Annotated in this window: 10 protein-coding genes and 1 tRNA gene; 5 read left to right on the forward strand and 6 right to left on the reverse strand. The window is 69.6% G+C overall.

The window, feature by feature from the left end; all coding sequences use genetic code 11:
- Positions 1 to 3: 3 nt before the first annotated feature.
- Genes ACFFJC_RS06115 through argJ form a run of 3 tightly spaced genes read right to left on the reverse strand, consistent with a single transcriptional unit; the run spans position 4 to position 2,661 of the window.
- Positions 4 to 813: an inositol monophosphatase family protein gene (locus tag ACFFJC_RS06115; protein WP_379486608.1), complete on the reverse strand. Its 810-nt coding sequence runs from the start codon at positions 811 to 813 to the stop codon at positions 4 to 6.
- Positions 810 to 1,433 carry a glutathione S-transferase family protein gene (locus ACFFJC_RS06120; RefSeq protein WP_379486609.1) on the reverse strand — a complete coding sequence of 208 codons (624 nt, stop codon included), beginning with the start codon at positions 1,431 to 1,433 and terminating at the stop codon, positions 810 to 812. Before ACFFJC_RS06120 ends, ACFFJC_RS06115 begins: the two co-directional genes overlap by 4 nt.
- A gap of 1 nt (position 1,434) precedes the next feature.
- The gene (gene argJ, locus ACFFJC_RS06125; protein WP_379486610.1) at positions 1,435 to 2,661 is read right to left on the reverse strand and encodes a bifunctional glutamate N-acetyltransferase/amino-acid acetyltransferase ArgJ; all 1,227 of its coding nucleotides are present in this window, start codon (positions 2,659 to 2,661) and stop codon (positions 1,435 to 1,437) included.
- 169 nt (positions 2,662 to 2,830) lie between these two features.
- Between argJ and ACFFJC_RS06130 the strand changes: the two genes are divergently transcribed.
- From ACFFJC_RS06130 to ACFFJC_RS06145, 4 genes are all read left to right on the forward strand, one after another.
- A complete protein-coding gene (locus tag ACFFJC_RS06130; protein ID WP_379486611.1) occupies positions 2,831 to 3,109 on the forward strand; it encodes a hypothetical protein in 279 nt (92 codons plus the stop codon).
- Between the two features lie 117 nt (positions 3,110 to 3,226).
- Positions 3,227 to 5,974 carry a preprotein translocase subunit SecA gene (gene secA, locus ACFFJC_RS06135; protein WP_379486612.1) on the forward strand — a complete coding sequence of 916 codons (2,748 nt, stop codon included), beginning with the start codon at positions 3,227 to 3,229 and terminating at the stop codon, positions 5,972 to 5,974.
- A gap of 228 nt (positions 5,975 to 6,202) precedes the next feature.
- The gene (locus ACFFJC_RS06140) at positions 6,203 to 6,781 is read left to right on the forward strand and encodes a hypothetical protein (protein WP_379486613.1); all 579 of its coding nucleotides are present in this window, start codon (positions 6,203 to 6,205) and stop codon (positions 6,779 to 6,781) included.
- Positions 6,778 to 8,121, forward strand: coding sequence for a PepSY-associated TM helix domain-containing protein (locus ACFFJC_RS06145; protein ID WP_379486614.1), 1,344 nt, complete (start codon positions 6,778 to 6,780; stop codon positions 8,119 to 8,121). The genes ACFFJC_RS06140 and ACFFJC_RS06145 overlap by 4 nt, the downstream gene beginning before the upstream one ends.
- A gap of 109 nt (positions 8,122 to 8,230) precedes the next feature.
- Here ACFFJC_RS06145 and ACFFJC_RS06150 read toward each other — a convergent pair.
- Positions 8,231 to 8,305: transfer RNA gene (locus ACFFJC_RS06150), tRNA-Asn, on the reverse strand.
- Positions 8,306 to 8,414: 109 nt separating this feature from the next.
- Positions 8,415 to 9,194 carry an NAD kinase gene (locus ACFFJC_RS06155; RefSeq protein ID WP_379486615.1) on the reverse strand — a complete coding sequence of 260 codons (780 nt, stop codon included), beginning with the start codon at positions 9,192 to 9,194 and terminating at the stop codon, positions 8,415 to 8,417.
- Between the two features lie 90 nt (positions 9,195 to 9,284).
- Here ACFFJC_RS06155 and ACFFJC_RS06160 point away from each other — a divergent pair, with 90 nt between their 5' ends.
- Complete coding sequence (locus tag ACFFJC_RS06160) at positions 9,285 to 10,631, forward strand: EAL domain-containing protein (RefSeq protein WP_379486616.1); 1,347 nt, start codon at positions 9,285 to 9,287, stop codon at positions 10,629 to 10,631.
- 322 nt (positions 10,632 to 10,953) lie between these two features.
- On the opposite strand, the gene mfd is transcribed toward ACFFJC_RS06160, so the two are convergent.
- The gene (gene mfd / locus ACFFJC_RS06165; protein ID WP_379486617.1) at positions 10,954 to 14,445 is read right to left on the reverse strand and encodes a transcription-repair coupling factor; all 3,492 of its coding nucleotides are present in this window, start codon (positions 14,443 to 14,445) and stop codon (positions 10,954 to 10,956) included.
- Positions 14,446 to 14,449: the final 4 nt, after the last annotated feature.

Raw genomic sequence — 14,449 nt, forward strand, 5'->3', positions numbered from 1 at the left:
CCTTCAGCCGATCCGCGCCACGATCTCCGCGAACGCGTCCCATAAGGCGGGGCTGGCGGCGCCGATGAGATCGGACCGCTCATACTCATCCGCTCGATAGGGGCTACCGTCAGGCCGCGCCGCCTTTCCGCCCGCCTCGTTCAGGAACAGCACGCCGGCGGCATGGTCCCAGGGCAAGGTGCGGTTGAAGACCGAGATGTCGTTCACGCCCACGACGAGCCGAGGGTACTGCTCCGCAGCACACCGGGGGATATCGACCAGCCGGTAGTGCGGAGCGATGTGGGCCCGTATTTTCTCCCGCGCCTCGGGGTCGAGGAACAGCGTCGAGATCGCGGCCAGGGGAGGCTCCTCGCCGGTCGTGCGGGCGGTGATGCGCTCCCCGTCGATCCATGCGCCCCCCCCGGCGTCCGCGCGGCAGAAGCGTCCGCTCAGGCAATCGAGAATCCAGCCGCCCAGGATCTCTCCACGATCCGCCAGCGCCACGAGGACGCCGAACGGCGGCTTGCCCGCGGCGAAGTTGTTGGTGCCGTCAAGCGGGTCGACGATCCAGCAGAGGCGGTCCTTGAGCCGCTCCATCACCGTCATGTCGGCGAAGCAGGCTTCCTCTCCCACGACGCTGGCCTCGGGCAGGAGCGCCGAGAGACGCTCGGTGAGCATCGCTTCCGCTTCCTTGTCGGCGATGGTGACCACATCGTCGACGGCCTTGTTGTCGATGTCGCTGAGAGCCAGCGCCTGGTAGCGGGGCAGGATGGCGCGCTCGCTCGCCTCGCGCATGATCGTCTCGACGGCGGCGTGGAGGGCAGGGGTCATCATGTCAGGGGGATCATCACCTGGGTGGCGAAGCCGGGGCGCTCGCGGATGCGAGCATACCAGTTCGCGATGGCGGGGAACTCGGGCTTCTCGAAGGGCAGGCTGAACCAGGTGTAGGCGTATACGCCCATGGGGATGTCCCCGATGCCGAACTGCGCGCCGGAGAGCCACGGCTTATCCGCCAGATAGCGTTCGAGCACGGCAAGCAGGCGTGCGCATTCTGCCATGCCGCGCGCTATGGCGTCCTCGTCCCACTGCTCTTGCGGCGTTCTGGCAAAGCTCAGGAACGGTGTGCGCTGGGCATCGGCATAGCCGAACTGCCAGTCCATCCAGCGATCGGCGAGGGCGCGGTCGATCGGGTCGGCCGGAAACCAGCGCGGCCCTCCGTATTCCGCCGCCATGTAGCGCAGGATCGCGTTGGATTCCCAGAGGACCACCTTGCCGTCCTCTATCGTGGGGACGAGGCGGTTGGGGTTCTTCGCCAGATAGTCTTCGGTGTAGCCGAAGGCGCCGCCGATATCGTGCCGGATGCTCGCCAGACCCAGTTCCTCTGCGAACCAGGCCACCTTCTTGACGTTGTGCGAGTTCAGGCGGCCCCAGATCGTGAAGAACGGTGCAGGCATCTCAGCTCCTGTAGTCGGCGTTGATCGAGATGTAGCCGTGGGTCAGGTCGCAGGTCCACACGGTTGCGCGCCCTTCGCCGAGGCCGAGGTCGACCTCGATCGTGATGTCGCGACCCTTGAGGTGCGCGGCGACCGGCGCTTCGTCGTAGGTCGCAAGCGGTAGCCCCTCGCGCGCGGCCCAGGTGCCGCCGAAGCCGATGGAGAGCCTGTCGCGATCGGCCGGCTCCCCGGCCTTGCCGACGGCCATGACCACGCGTCCCCAGTTGGCATCCTCGCCCGCGATGGCGGTCTTGACCAAGGGCGAGTTGGCGATCGCCAGTCCGACCTTTCGGGCACTCTCGTCCGACACAGCGCCGCTCACGGCGACGGCGATGAACTTCTGCGCTCCTTCGCCGTCGCGCACGACGAGATGGGCGAGTTGCCGGCAGACGTCGTGGATGGCGGCAGCGAAGGCATCGGCGCCGGGGCTGTCGAACGAGGCCAGCGGGGCGTTCCCGGCGCGGCCGGTCGCGAAGGCCAGGACGGTGTCGCTGGTCGAGGTGTCCGAGTCCACCGTGATGCACGAAAAGGTGCGCGCGTTCGCTTCCGAAAGGCACTGCTGCAGGAAGGCCGGCTCCACCGCCGCATCGGTGAACAGGTAGCCCAGCATCGTCGCCATGTCGGGGGCGACCATCCCCGATCCCTTGATGATGGCGCCGATGGTGATCCTGACGTCGCCGATCATCGCGGTCGCCGTCGCACCCTTGGCGAAGGTGTCGGTGGTCGCGATCGTGTTGGCGGCGTCTTCCCAGCTGCAGGGTGCGGCGGTGAGCGCGTTGGCCACGCCCTCGCGCGCCTTGTCCTTGGGGAGCGGGACGCCGATCACGCCGGTGGAGGAGACGAAGACCTGCTCGCGCGGGCAGTCCAGGTGCGCCGCGACCTGGTCCATGATCTGCTCGACCGCCTCGCGACCGCGGTAGCCGGTGAAGGCGTTGGAGTTGCCCGCGTTGACCACCAGCGCCCGCGCGCGGCCCTGGGCGAGGTTCTGCCGGCCTAGCTCCACTTCGGTGGAGCAGCATAGGTTGCGGGTGAACACGCCTGCCACCGCGGTGCCTTCCTCGAAGGTGACGTAGGTCAGGTCGCAGCGCCCCCAGTCCTTGTATCCGGCGCGCACGACGTACGGGGTGACGCCCGCGATCTCCGGGATGGCGGGGAAGGGGGAGGCGAGCGGGGAGACGGGGTGGGCCATGGCGAGAGCGCGTAGCGCATGGCCCGCCAAGGTCAAGCGTCAGGCGGCCAGCACCGGGCCCCTCAACACGCCGTTAGCGCCGCATTAGCAGCGCATCAGCGTGCGGTTAGCGGGGCATCGGGGCATCTGCACGGTGGACAGGGCCGATGCGCGTCCCTATCTGGTCGCGATGGCTCATCGCCTGCTCCTGACCCTGCTTGCCCTGCTGACGGGCCTGGCCGCACAGATCGGCCCGGCCGAGGCGCGTGCCTCGCAGGTGGCGAGCATTCAGCTGGCATCGCCGCGCGAAACGCTGGCACTCAGGGCCCCTAGGGCCCCCGTGGCCCTGGCCCGGCTGCCCGGCCCCGGGCTGCCGGACCCCCGCCTGCATGCGCCCGCCCGCCCTGTCGCGCCCATTCGCGTTCCCGCGGCGACGGTCCGCACCGGCATCGACCGCGCGCGCGAGTGAGGCGCCGCCGGGCGCCGTCCCGGCCGCCCCGGCTCCCTTCGACGCAGACCGGCGCCGGGCAGGCGCGCTGCGTCCCTATCCGAACCTTCCAGATTCACGAAAACAGGGATTCCCGCCATGCTCGGCGCACTCGTCAAGTCCATCTTCGGCTCGTCCAACGAGCGCTACGTCAAGTCGCTCGACAAGGTCGTCGCGCAGATCAACGCCTTCGAGCCGACGTTCGAGGCCTATAGCGACGAGCAGCTGGCGGCGCAGACGCCCCGCCTGCGCGAGCTCATCGCGGGCGGTGCCACGCTCGACCAGATCCTGCCCGAAGCCTTCGCCACCGTCCGCGAGGCGTCCAAGCGCGTGTTCGGCATGCGCCACTTCGACGTCCAGCTGATCGGCGGCATCGTGCTCCACCGCGGCGAGATCGCCGAGATGCGCACGGGCGAGGGCAAGACCCTGGTCGCCACCACCGCGACCTACCTCAACGCGCTGGAAGGCAAGGGTGTCCACGTCGTCACCGTCAACGACTACCTCGCCCGCCGCGACGCCGAGCAGATGGGGCGCCTCCATGGCTTCCTCGGCCTCACCGTGGGGGTTATCGTGCCCAACCTCAACGAGTTCGAGCGCCGCGAGGCCTATGCCGCGGACATCACCTACGGCACCAACAACGAGTTCGGCTTCGACTACCTGCGCGACAACATGAAGCACGAGCGCAGCCAGATGGTCCAGCGCCCCTTCAACTTCGCCATCGTCGACGAGGTCGACTCGATCCTGATCGACGAGGCCCGCACGCCGCTCATCATCTCGGGTCCCACCGACGACAAGAGCGAGCTCTACGTCCAGGTCGACGCCATCGTGAAGCAGCTCCTCCCCGAGGACTACGAGGCGGACGAGAAGACCAAGAACATCTCGCTCACCGAGGACGGCGTCGAGAAGGCCGAGCGCATGCTCGAGGCCGCCGGCCTGCTCGAAGGCAGCAACCTCTACGACGTGGAGAACACGCAGGTGGTACACCACCTGGACCAGGCGCTGAAAGCCGTGGTCATGTTCAAGCGCGACACCGACTACATCGTCAAGGACGGCAAGGTCGTCATCATCGACGAGTTCACCGGCCGCATGATGGACGGGCGCCGCTGGTCCAACGGCCTGCACCAGGCGGTCGAGGCCAAGGAAGGCGTGCGGATCGAGCCGGAGAACCAGACGCTGGCCTCGATCACCTTCCAGAACTACTTCCGCATGTATCCCAAGCTGTCGGGCATGACGGGTACCGCGGCGACCGAAGCGGCCGAGTTCTACGACATCTACAAGATGAACGTGGTCACCATCCCGACCAACGTGCCGGTCATGCGCGTGGACGAGGAGGACGAGTTCTACAAGAACACGCTCGACAAGTTCGCCGCCATCGCCAAGCTGATCCGCGAGAAGAACGAGATCGGCCAGCCGGTCCTCGTCGGCACCGTCTCGATCGAGAAGTCGGAACTGCTGTCGGACTTCCTCAACAAGGAAGGCGTCAAGCACTCGGTCCTCAACGCCCGCTTCCACGAGATGGAAGCGCATATCGTGGCGCAGGCGGGCAGCCTGGGCGCCGTCACCATCGCCACTAACATGGCGGGCCGCGGTACCGACATCCAGCTGGGCGGCAACGTCGAGTTCCGCGTCGAGGACGAGCTGCGCGACGTGCCCGAGGGGCCGGAGCGCGACGAGGCCATCGCCCGGATCAAGGCCGAGGTCGCCGAGCAGAAGCGCCTGGTCCTCGCTGCCGGAGGCCTGTGCGTCATCGGCACCGAGCGCCACGAGAGCCGCCGCATCGACAACCAGCTGCGCGGGCGCTCCGGTCGCCAGGGCGACCCCGGCCTATCGAAGTTCTACCTGTGCCTGGAGGACGACCTGCTGCGCATCTTCGGGCCGGACACGCTGTTCGCCAAGATGATGAACAGCAACCTGGCGGACGGCGAGGCGATCGGCTCCAAGTGGCTGTCGAAAGCGATCGAGACCGCGCAGAAGAAGGTCGAGGCGCGCAACTACGAGGTGCGCAAGCAGGTCGTCGAGTACGACGACGTGATGAACGATCAGCGCAAGGTCATCTACGAGCAGCGCGCGGACATCATGGACGCCGAGGCAGTGGACGACGTGGTGGTCGACATGCGCCACGACACGATCAACGCCCTGGTCGCCGATGCCTGCCCGCAGGGCTCGTATCCCGAGCACTGGAACGTCCAGGGCCTGAAGGAGCGCGTCCTCGAAACCCTCAACCTCGACATTCCGCTCGAGGCGTGGATCGAGGAGGACGGCATCGATTCCGAGGACGTCGAGCAGCGCATCACCGAGCTGGCGGACGCCCGCATGGCCGAGAAGATGGCGCAGGACGACCCGGCGATCTGGCGCCAGGTGGAGAAGTCGATCCTGCTCGACCGCCTCGACCACTACTGGAAGGAGCACCTCGCCACGCTCGACGCGCTGCGGCAGGTGGTGTTCCTGCGCGCCTATGCCCAGAAGCAGCCGATCAACGAGTACAAGCAGGAAGCCTTCAGCCTGTTCGAGCGCATGCTCGATTCGATCCGCGAGGACGTGACCCGGATCATCGCCGTCAGCGAACTGCGCATGCCCGAGCCGGCGCAGCTTCCTGAGTTGCCCGATTTCCTCACCGGTCACATCGATCCGTTCACCGGCCTCGACGACAGCCAGGATGGCGACGGATCGTCGCTGCGGCCCGAGTTGTTCGGCACCCTGGCGGGGAGCCCGCAGGGGACCACCGCCTCCGCCCCGGGCGCCGATGCCGAGAGCAATCCCTGGGCCGACCTGGCGATCAGCCGCAACGCGCCGTGCCCTTGCGGGTCGGGGAACAAGTACAAGCACTGTCACGGCGCGCTCGTCTGAGGCGGGGCCACCGTCCCCGAGGTGCGGTGCGCCTCGGGAAGAGTGCTCCGGTCGGATCGCAGGTGGCACCCCGGCCCGGTACGTTCGCCTTGTGATTGCGAATGAGTTGCATTAGTTCGTTCTTCCGAGGGATCGGGGAATGGCGATGCAGCGGCTACGGGGTTTCAGCTTGAAGGTGCGCGGACGCCGCCATCGCGTCGCGGCGGGCGGCCCCGAGGGCTTGCTGGCATGAGCGCCGACGCGGTCCTGGCCCTGGCCGCGCTGGCCGGCGTCGGCGGCGTGGCGGTGCTGCGCGCGGCGTGGTCGCGCCCGCAGCGCTCGTTTATCCTCGTCACTCTGGGCTGGGGCCTGTTGCTCGCGAGCCTGGTCCTGGGCGCGATCTCGGGAGGGGCCTGGGGCTGCGCGGTGGCATCGCTGTGGGCGATGGGCGCCGCCTTCGCGGCGCTGGCCTGGGCCGCCATCTCCTCGCCTCCGGGCAAGGGCCAGGCGTCCAACCGCCGGGTGGGCATGCTGCCCGGTCGCGGAGAGCCGCGGCGCATCGGCGGCCGGCTCCTGACTTTCGCGCTGGTGGCGGTCGTCTCTGCCTTGCTCGCCATTGGCGCCGCGCTGGCCGTCGGCGCGCTGGCCCGGGCGGCGGGCTGGAGCGCGGCGAACGCCAACGCCATGCTCCTGTTCACGATGCCGCTGGCCTGGTCGGTGATCGCCTATGCCGTGCTGGTGCAGGCGACCCGCAAGGGACAGTTCAAGGCGCTGGCCCTCGCCAGCCTGCCCACCTGGCCGGCGCTGGCCCTGGGGCTGCTGACATGAGCGCGGCGCCCGAGCCCTCCACCGTCAAGCGGGCGCTGGCCGGCCACGCCGCCATCGGCCTCGTCGCCGGCGCCTTGCTTTACCTGGTGTGCCTGACGGGGACCCTGGCGGTGTTCTACCAAGAACTGCAGCGCTTCGAACAGGCGCAGGCGCCCGAGATGACGGCCATCGCGCCTGCGGCGGCGCAGCGCGCGGTGGAAGCGGCGCTCGCGGCCGAACACGGCCAGCCGACCACGAGCCACCTCTACGTCCACCTGCCGGTGGCGGAGCTGCCGCGCGCCACGGTGACGACCGACACCCGCGCCACGCACGTCCTGCCCGACGGCCGCTTGGCCGGACCCGAGGAAATCGCCTGGTCCGACTTCCTGGTCGCGCTGCACTACGCCCTGAACGTGCCGGGGCTGATCGGCATGATCGTGGTGGGCGGGCTGGGCGTCATGATCCTGGCGCTCGCGATCTCGGGCGTGGTCGCGCATCCGCGAATCTTCCGCGATGCCTTCCTCCTGCGTGCCCGCGACGGCAGCGGCCTGGGGCTGGCGGACTGGCACAACCGGATGAGCGTGTGGTCGCTGCCGTTCTCGGTGGCGGTGGCGCTGACCGGGGCGGTGATCGGGCTGGCGGCGGTGACCGGCTACGCGCTCGCCGCGCTCGATCACGGCGGCGACATCGAGGCGGTCTATGCGCCGCTGTTCGGCGCGGAGGGCAAGCCGGACAAGCGGCCGGCCGCCGCGCCCGACGTCGCCCGGGCGCTCGGCTACATGGCCCGGCATTACCCCGGCGTGACCGTGACATACGCGATCATCCACGATCCGCTCACGGTCGGGCAGGAGGTCCAGATTTCGGCCGAGCATCCGCGCCGCCTGATCTTCGGCGAGACCTATCGCTTCGACGGGCAGGGGCGCTTCCTCGGCCCCGCCGGGCTCGCCGACGGAGAGCTGGGGCAGCAGGCGGCGGCCTCGACCTACAAGCTGCACTTCGGCAACTTCGGAGGCCTGCCGGTCAAGCTGGCCTACTTCGTCCTGGGCGCCGCGCTGACCGCGATCTGTGCCACCGGCACCTACATCTGGCTCGGCAAGCGCCGCCGCCGCGGGCACGACGAGCCGCGCCTGCTCAAGGCGTGGGATGCGGTGGTCTGGGGCATGCCGCTGGTGCTCGCGCTCACCCTGGCCGCGCGCTTCGCCCTCGGCAACGCGGCACCGCTGGTGGCGATCTTCTGGATCGGCACGCTGCTGGCGCTCGCCGCAGCCTTCGCGCCGATGCGGCCGGCGCGGTTCCGCAGGGCGCTGCAGCTGGCGCTCGGCGCCGCCTGCCTCTTGGCCCTCGTTCTGCGCTGGGCCTGAGCCAAGCGCTCGCACCGCCCGCACGGCCAACGCCACCCTCGCCCACGGCGAAGCGCCGGAACCGCATGCGCGGCCCGGGCGGGCTGGTGTCTCTCGTGCTAGAAGAAGTTGGCTCCCCGAGTAGGATTCGAACCTACGGCCATTCGATTAACAGTCGAATGCTCTACCGCTGAGCTATCGGGGAGCAGCCTGTCGGTGTCACCACCGCCGGGCAGGGGTGCGCCTATAACAGCGCCGTCGGGATTGGCAAGCCCGTGCAGCAGGAAATTTTGATCGGATCGCACAAAGTTGGGTCAGACCTGGAACTGCTCGGCGAAGATCCGCTCCTCCAGCGTGAAGCCGGGGTCGAACAGCAGGGTCAGCTCCTTTTCGGCCGAGGCGGCGATCCGGACGGTGGCGACGTCGCGCACTTCCTTCTGGTCGGCGACGGCGGCGACGGGGCGCTTCTCGGGCTCGAGGATGCGGAACTCGACCTCCGCGCTCTCGGGCAGGATGGCGCCCTTCCAGCGGCGGGGGCGGAAGGGGTTGAGCGGGGTCATCGCCAGCATGCGGCTGCCCAGCGGCAGGATCGGGCCGTGCGCGGAGAGATTGTAGGCGGTGGAGCCCATCGGCGTCGCCACCAGGATGCCGTCGCCCGCCAGTTCCTCCATGCGCACGCGGCCGTTGATGCGCACCTCCACCTTGGCGGTCTGGCGCGTCTCGCGCAGGAGCGAGACCTCGTTGATCGCGTGATAGCTGAAGGTGCCGCCGTCGCGCGCGGTGGCGTGCATGCAGAGCGGGCGCACCGGCACGCGGTGCGCCTCGGCCACGCGCGCGGCCAGGGGCACGGGTCCGGCGGGGCCGTTCATCAGGAACCCGACGGTGCCCAGGTTCATCCCGAAGACCGGCTTGAGGCGGTCCCATTCGAGCATCTCATGAAGGACGTGCAGCAGGAAGCCGTCGCCTCCCAGGACGACCAGCACGTCGGCGTCCTGGGGGCTCACCCAGGGGTGCGATTCGCGCAGGGCGTGGGCGCCGGCCTGCGCCTTGGCGCTGTCCGATACGATCAGCGCCAGCTTGGCGTCCTTGCTCATCATGTCTCCCGGGGCGCAGTGGTCCCAATCCGGGACCGGGGCTGTCGAATTTTGAGGGGTTTTGCAAGGGCTTTGGGCTATGGCGCGGCGATGGGCGCCAAACCGCACGACAAGGTTCACAGTCACTCCAAGGCGATCGCCGACCGGCTGAGCGGCATTCCCGGCCTGGACGCGGTGCACGATCGCGTCGCCGCCTGGCGCGAGGATCCGCTGCTGATGCCGCACCGGGCGCACGTGCATGCCATGCTGCTCAGCCTGCGCCGGCTCGACGCCATCAACATGGCCTACGGCGCGGCCGCCGGCGACGGCGCGCTGGAGGAGGTCGCCGCGCGCATCGGCCACTTCGCCGAGGAGGAGCTCGACGGACCCTGGCTGCTCGCGCGCGCCGGCGGCGGGAGCTTCCTGCTGATCGCCAACGAGGCCTGCAGCCGCGAGCGTTGGCAGCTCGTCGCCGACCAGCTGGCGGACATGATCTCCCGCCCCATCCCGGTGACCGCGGGTGTCCTGCGGCTCTCCCCCCGCATCGCGCTGGTGCGGGCCCTGGCCCAGGAGAGCGTCGAATCGATGCTGGACCGGCTCGGCCATGCGCTGGGCGAAGCGCACGAGCAGCACGGCGCGCGTCTGGCCTGGGCCGATGGAGAGGTGACGCCGCCGGGCCGTTCGGCGCAGCAGCTCGAGGCCGACCTGCTCGTCGCCATCGACCGCGACCAGATCGAGGTGCTGTTCCAGCCGCAGTTCAACCTGGCCGACGACCGCCTCACCGGGGCCGAGGCGCTCGCGCGCTGGAACCATCCCGAGCTCGGCCGCATCGGCGCGGCGGCGCTGTTCGCCATCGCCGAGCGGGCCGACCACACCGGTCCGCTGTCGCGCCACATCGCCCGCAAGGCGCTCTGGGCCGCGCGCGAGTGGCCGGGCGCGCTGCGCCTGTCGGTCAACGTCACGCCCACCGACCTCGCCTTCTCCAGCTACACGCGCCAGATGCTCGACCTCGTTCGCGAGAGCGGCTTCCCGCCCCGCCGGCTGACGCTCGAAGTCACGGAGCAGGCGCTGATCGGCGACGTCGGCCTCGCCGCCCAGACCATGGCCGAGTTCTCGGCACAAGGCATCCGCGTCGCGCTCGACGACTTCGGGGCGGGTTTCTGCAACTTCCGCTACCTCAAGGTCCTGCCGATTCACTACCTCAAGCTGGATCGCTCGATGATCGACGGCATCACCACCGACCGCCGGGACGTGGCCGTGTTGCGCGCGATCGTGGCCATGGCGCGCGCGCTCGACCTGGAAGTGATCGCCGAGGGCATCGAGGAGGACGGCCAGCGCGAAGTCGCCGCGCGCGAGGGCTGCGCCTACTTCCAGGGCTTCCTGCGCGCCCAGCCGATGAGCGCCGCGATGTTCGCCGAACTCGCCCGGGGAGAGACGGAGGAGCACCGAGCTGCCTGAGCGTCCCTTGCGCCGCGCCGCGGGGGCCTTCGACAGGCTCAGGCTGAGCGGTGTGGAGGGGCTGGCTGCGGGTCGAGCTGCCTCGCCCGTTCATCCCGCTCATGCTGAGCTTGTCGAAGCATGGGAACCCCGCGCCGCGCCGCGGGGCCTTGGACAGGCTCAGGCTGAGCGGTGTGGAGGGGACCGGCTGCGGTCGAGCTGCCTCGCCCGTTCATCCCGCTCATGCTGAGCTTGTCGAAGCATGGGAACCTCACGCGTCGCCGTGAGGTCTTCAACAGGCTCAGGCTGAGTGGGTCGGACGCGACGTCACCCGACCCCCCGCTCACCCCTTGCGGGCGACGGCGCTCAGGCCCTTGGTCAGTTGCAGCAGGCCGTTGAGGCGGCTCTTGGGGTCGCCCCAGGCGCGTTGCAGCACGAGCTTGTTGTCGGGCCGCAGCTTGACCGCGCCGTTCAGGCGCTCGGCGTAGGCGATGAGGCCGGCGGGGTTCGGGAAGCTGTCCTTGTGGAAGCTGACGAGGGTGCCGCGCGGGCCGACGTCGATCTTGGCGATGTGCGCCTCGATCGCCTGCCGCTTGATCTGGATGAGCTGGAGGAGGTTGGCGGTCGGCGGGGGGAGGGGGCCGAAGCGGTCGATCATCTCGGCCGACAGGGATTCGATCTCGTCCTTGCTGTCGGCATCGTTGAGACGGCGGTAGAGCGCCATGCGCACGGCCAGGTCGGGGACGTACTCCTCCGGGATCATGATCGGCGCTTCGACCGTGATCTGCGGAGACAGGCCGGAGGTGTCCTTCTCAAGCCCCACGCCGCCGGCGCGGGCGGCGAGGATCGCGTCCTCCAGCATCGACTGGTAGAGTTCGAAGCCGACCTCGCGGATGTGGCCGGACTGCTCGTCGCCGAGCAGGTTGCCGGCGCCGCGGATGTCGAGGTCGTGGCTGGCGAGCTGGAAGCCCGCGCCCAGCGAATCGAGATCGCCCAGCACCTTGAGGCGCTTTTCCGACACTTCGCTCAGCGCCTGGTTCGGCGGCGTCGTCAGGTAGGCATAGGCGCGCAGCTTCGAGCGGCCCACGCGCCCGCGCAGCTGGTAGAGCTGGGCGAGGCCGAAGCGGTCCGCGCGGTGGATGATGATGGTGTTGGCGCGCGGGATGTCGATGCCCGATTCCACGATGGTGGTGGACAGCAGCACCTCGTACTGGCCCTCGTAGAAGGCACTCATGCGCTCCTCCACCTCGCCCGCCGACATCTGGCCGTGCGCGGCGATGACCTTCACTTCGGGGACGTGCTTGCGCAGCCAGTCCTCCATCTCGGGCATGTCCGAGATGCGGGGCACGACGATGAAGCTCTGGCCGCCGCGATGGTGCTCGCGCAACAGCGCCTCGCGCATCACCATGTCGTCCCATTCCATCACGTACGTGCGCACCGCGAGGCGATCGACCGGCGGGGTCTGGATGGTGGACAGTTCGCGCAACCCCGACATCGCCATCTGCAGCGTGCGCGGGATCGGCGTGGCGGTGAGCGTCAGGACGTGGACGTCGGCGCGCAGCTGCTTGAGCTTCTCCTTGTGGGTGACGCCGAAGCGCTGCTCCTCGTCGACGATGACGAGGCCCAGGTTCTTGAAGCTGACCGACTTCGAGAGGATCGCATGGGTGCCGCAGACGACGTCGACGGTGCCGTCGGCCAGCCCGTCGCGGGTGGCCTTGGCCTCCTTCTCAGGCACCAGGCGCGAGAGGCGGCCGACGTTGAGCGGGAAACCGGCGAAGCGCTCGGCAAAGCTGGAATAGTGCTGGCGCGCCAGGAGCGTGGTGGGCGCGACGACGGCAACCTGCTGGCCCGCCATGGCGGCGACGAAGGCGGCGCGCAAGGCCACCTCGGTCTTGCCGAAACCGACGTCGCCGCAGACGAGCCGGTCCATCGGCTTGCCCGAGGCGAGGTCGTCCAGCGTATCGGCGATGGCGGCTTCCTGGTCGTCCGTCTCGGCCCAGGGGAACCGGTCGACGAACTGGTTGAAGCTCGATTCCTCGGCGACCAGCGCCGGGGCCTGCCGCAGCGCGCGTTCGGCGGCGGTCTTCATCAGCTCGCCGGCGATCTCGCGGATGCGTTCCTTGAGCCGGGCGCGGCGCTTCTGCCAGGCCTCGCCGCCCAGCTTGTCGAGCGCGACGCCTTCGGCCTCGCTGCCGTAGCGCGACAGGACGTCGAGGTTCTCGACCGGTATGTAGAGCTTGTCGCCGCCCGCATAGGTCAGCATCACGCAGTCGTGCGGGCTCTTGCCGACCGGGATCGACTGCAGGCCTTCGTAGCGGCCGATGCCGTGATCCATGTGGACGATCAGGTCGCCCGGGGTCAGCGCTGCCAGTTCGGCGAGGAAGGCGTCGGAGTCCTTCTTCTTTTTCTTTCGCCGGACGAGCCGGTCGCCGAGGATGTCCTGCTCGGTGACGACCTCGACCGTGTCGTTGGCGAAGCCCGTCTCCAGCGGCAGGACCAGCGCGGCGGAGCGGCCCTGGACGGCGAGGCCGAGCGCCTCCTGCCAGGTCTCCGCCAGCCGCGGCTCGGGCCCTTGCGCCTCGCCTAGGATTGAGACCAGCCGGGCGCGGCTGCCGGGCGAGTAGGCCGCGAGGATCGCCTTGCGGCCGGACTTGGCGACCGCGTGGAGGTGCTTCGCCGCGGCCTCGTAGGCATTGTCGCCGCGGGCCCGCTCGGGGGCGAAGTCCCGCGCGTTGCCGAAGCCGAAGTCCATGACCTTGGCGCTTTCGGGCTGGGCGAAGGGATCGGCGCGGTGGACCGGGTGCGCGGCGACCAGGCGCTCGAACTCGTCGCGCGCGAGATAGAGCGAGTCGGTGGCCAGCGGGCGGTACGATCCGGCCTTCTGGCCGGAGGTGTCGAGGCGGGCCTTGTGGTAATCCGCGATGTCGGAGATGCGCTCGTCCGCCGCGCCCAGGGCCGCGCTGTCGATGACGATCAGGTCGTCGTCGTCGAGGTGCTCGAACAGCGTGACCAGCCGGTCCTCGAACAGCGGGAGCCAGTGCTCCATGCCGGCCAGACGGCGGCCGTCGCTGATCGCCTGGTAGAGCGGGTCGGCGGTGGCATGCGCGCCGAACATCTCGCGGTAGCGGGTGCGGAAGCGCTTGACGCTCTCGTCGTCGAGCAGCGCCTCGCTGGCGGGAAGCAGGAGGTGTTCGGGCACGGTGCCGGTGGAGCGCTGCGTGCCGGTGTCGAACAGGCGCAGCGTCTCCAGCTCGTCGCCGAAGAAGTCGAGGCGGAGGCCGCCGTCGAGGCCCGAGGGCACGATGTCGAAGATCGAGCCGCGCACCGCGAACTCGCCCGCGTCGATGGCGGTGTCGCTGCGGTGGTAGCCCTGCCGGCGCAGCAGCGCGATCAGGCTCTCGTGCCCCACTTCCATGCCGGGCTTGAGCAGCCGCACCGATTCGCGGATGCGGAACGGCGTGAGCACCCGCTGGAGCAGGGCGTTGATGGTGGTGACCAGCAGCTGTGGTCCCGTGCGCCGGGCCTGGAGCCGGTGCAGCGCGGCCAGCCGGCGGGCACTGACCGACAGTGCGGGGCTGGCGCGGTCGTAGGGCAGGCAGTCCCACGCCGGGAACTCGATGACGTCCAGCTCGGGCGCGAAGAACTGCGCCGCCTCGACGATGGCGCGCATGGCGCCTTCGTTGTCGGCGACGAAGACCGCGCGGCCGCCGGCGCCGCCCTGGGCTCCGGCGACGGCGCGCGCGAGGTCGGCCATGACCAGCGGCTGCGCGCCGCGGGTGACGGAGGCGAGGGTCAGCGGCGCGGTCGCCGAGAGGATGCGGGAGAGATCGGGCATGGCG

The organism is Novosphingobium soli (genome assembly GCF_042432915.1).
GTDB lineage: Bacteria > Pseudomonadota > Alphaproteobacteria > Sphingomonadales > Sphingomonadaceae > Novosphingobium > Novosphingobium soli.

Excerpts from the sequence above, each read along its gene's own strand:
- ACFFJC_RS06115 (WP_379486608.1), bottom strand. The coding sequence starts at position 813 with ATGATGACCCCTGCCCTCCACGCCGCCGTCGAGACGATCATGCGCGAG.
- ACFFJC_RS06120 (WP_379486609.1), bottom strand. The coding sequence starts at position 1,433 with ATGCCTGCACCGTTCTTCACGATCTGGGGCCGCCTGAACTCGCACAAC.
- argJ (WP_379486610.1), bottom strand. The coding sequence starts at position 2,661 with ATGGCCCACCCCGTCTCCCCGCTCGCCTCCCCCTTCCCCGCCATCCCG.
- ACFFJC_RS06130 (WP_379486611.1), top strand. The coding sequence starts at position 2,831 with ATGGCTCATCGCCTGCTCCTGACCCTGCTTGCCCTGCTGACGGGCCTG.
- secA (WP_379486612.1), top strand. The coding sequence starts at position 3,227 with ATGCTCGGCGCACTCGTCAAGTCCATCTTCGGCTCGTCCAACGAGCGC.
- ACFFJC_RS06140 (WP_379486613.1), top strand. The coding sequence starts at position 6,203 with ATGAGCGCCGACGCGGTCCTGGCCCTGGCCGCGCTGGCCGGCGTCGGC.
- ACFFJC_RS06145 (WP_379486614.1), top strand. The coding sequence starts at position 6,778 with ATGAGCGCGGCGCCCGAGCCCTCCACCGTCAAGCGGGCGCTGGCCGGC.
- ACFFJC_RS06155 (WP_379486615.1), bottom strand. The coding sequence starts at position 9,194 with ATGAGCAAGGACGCCAAGCTGGCGCTGATCGTATCGGACAGCGCCAAG.
- ACFFJC_RS06160 (WP_379486616.1), top strand. The coding sequence starts at position 9,285 with ATGGGCGCCAAACCGCACGACAAGGTTCACAGTCACTCCAAGGCGATC.
- mfd (WP_379486617.1), bottom strand. The coding sequence starts at position 14,445 with ATGCCCGATCTCTCCCGCATCCTCTCGGCGACCGCGCCGCTGACCCTC.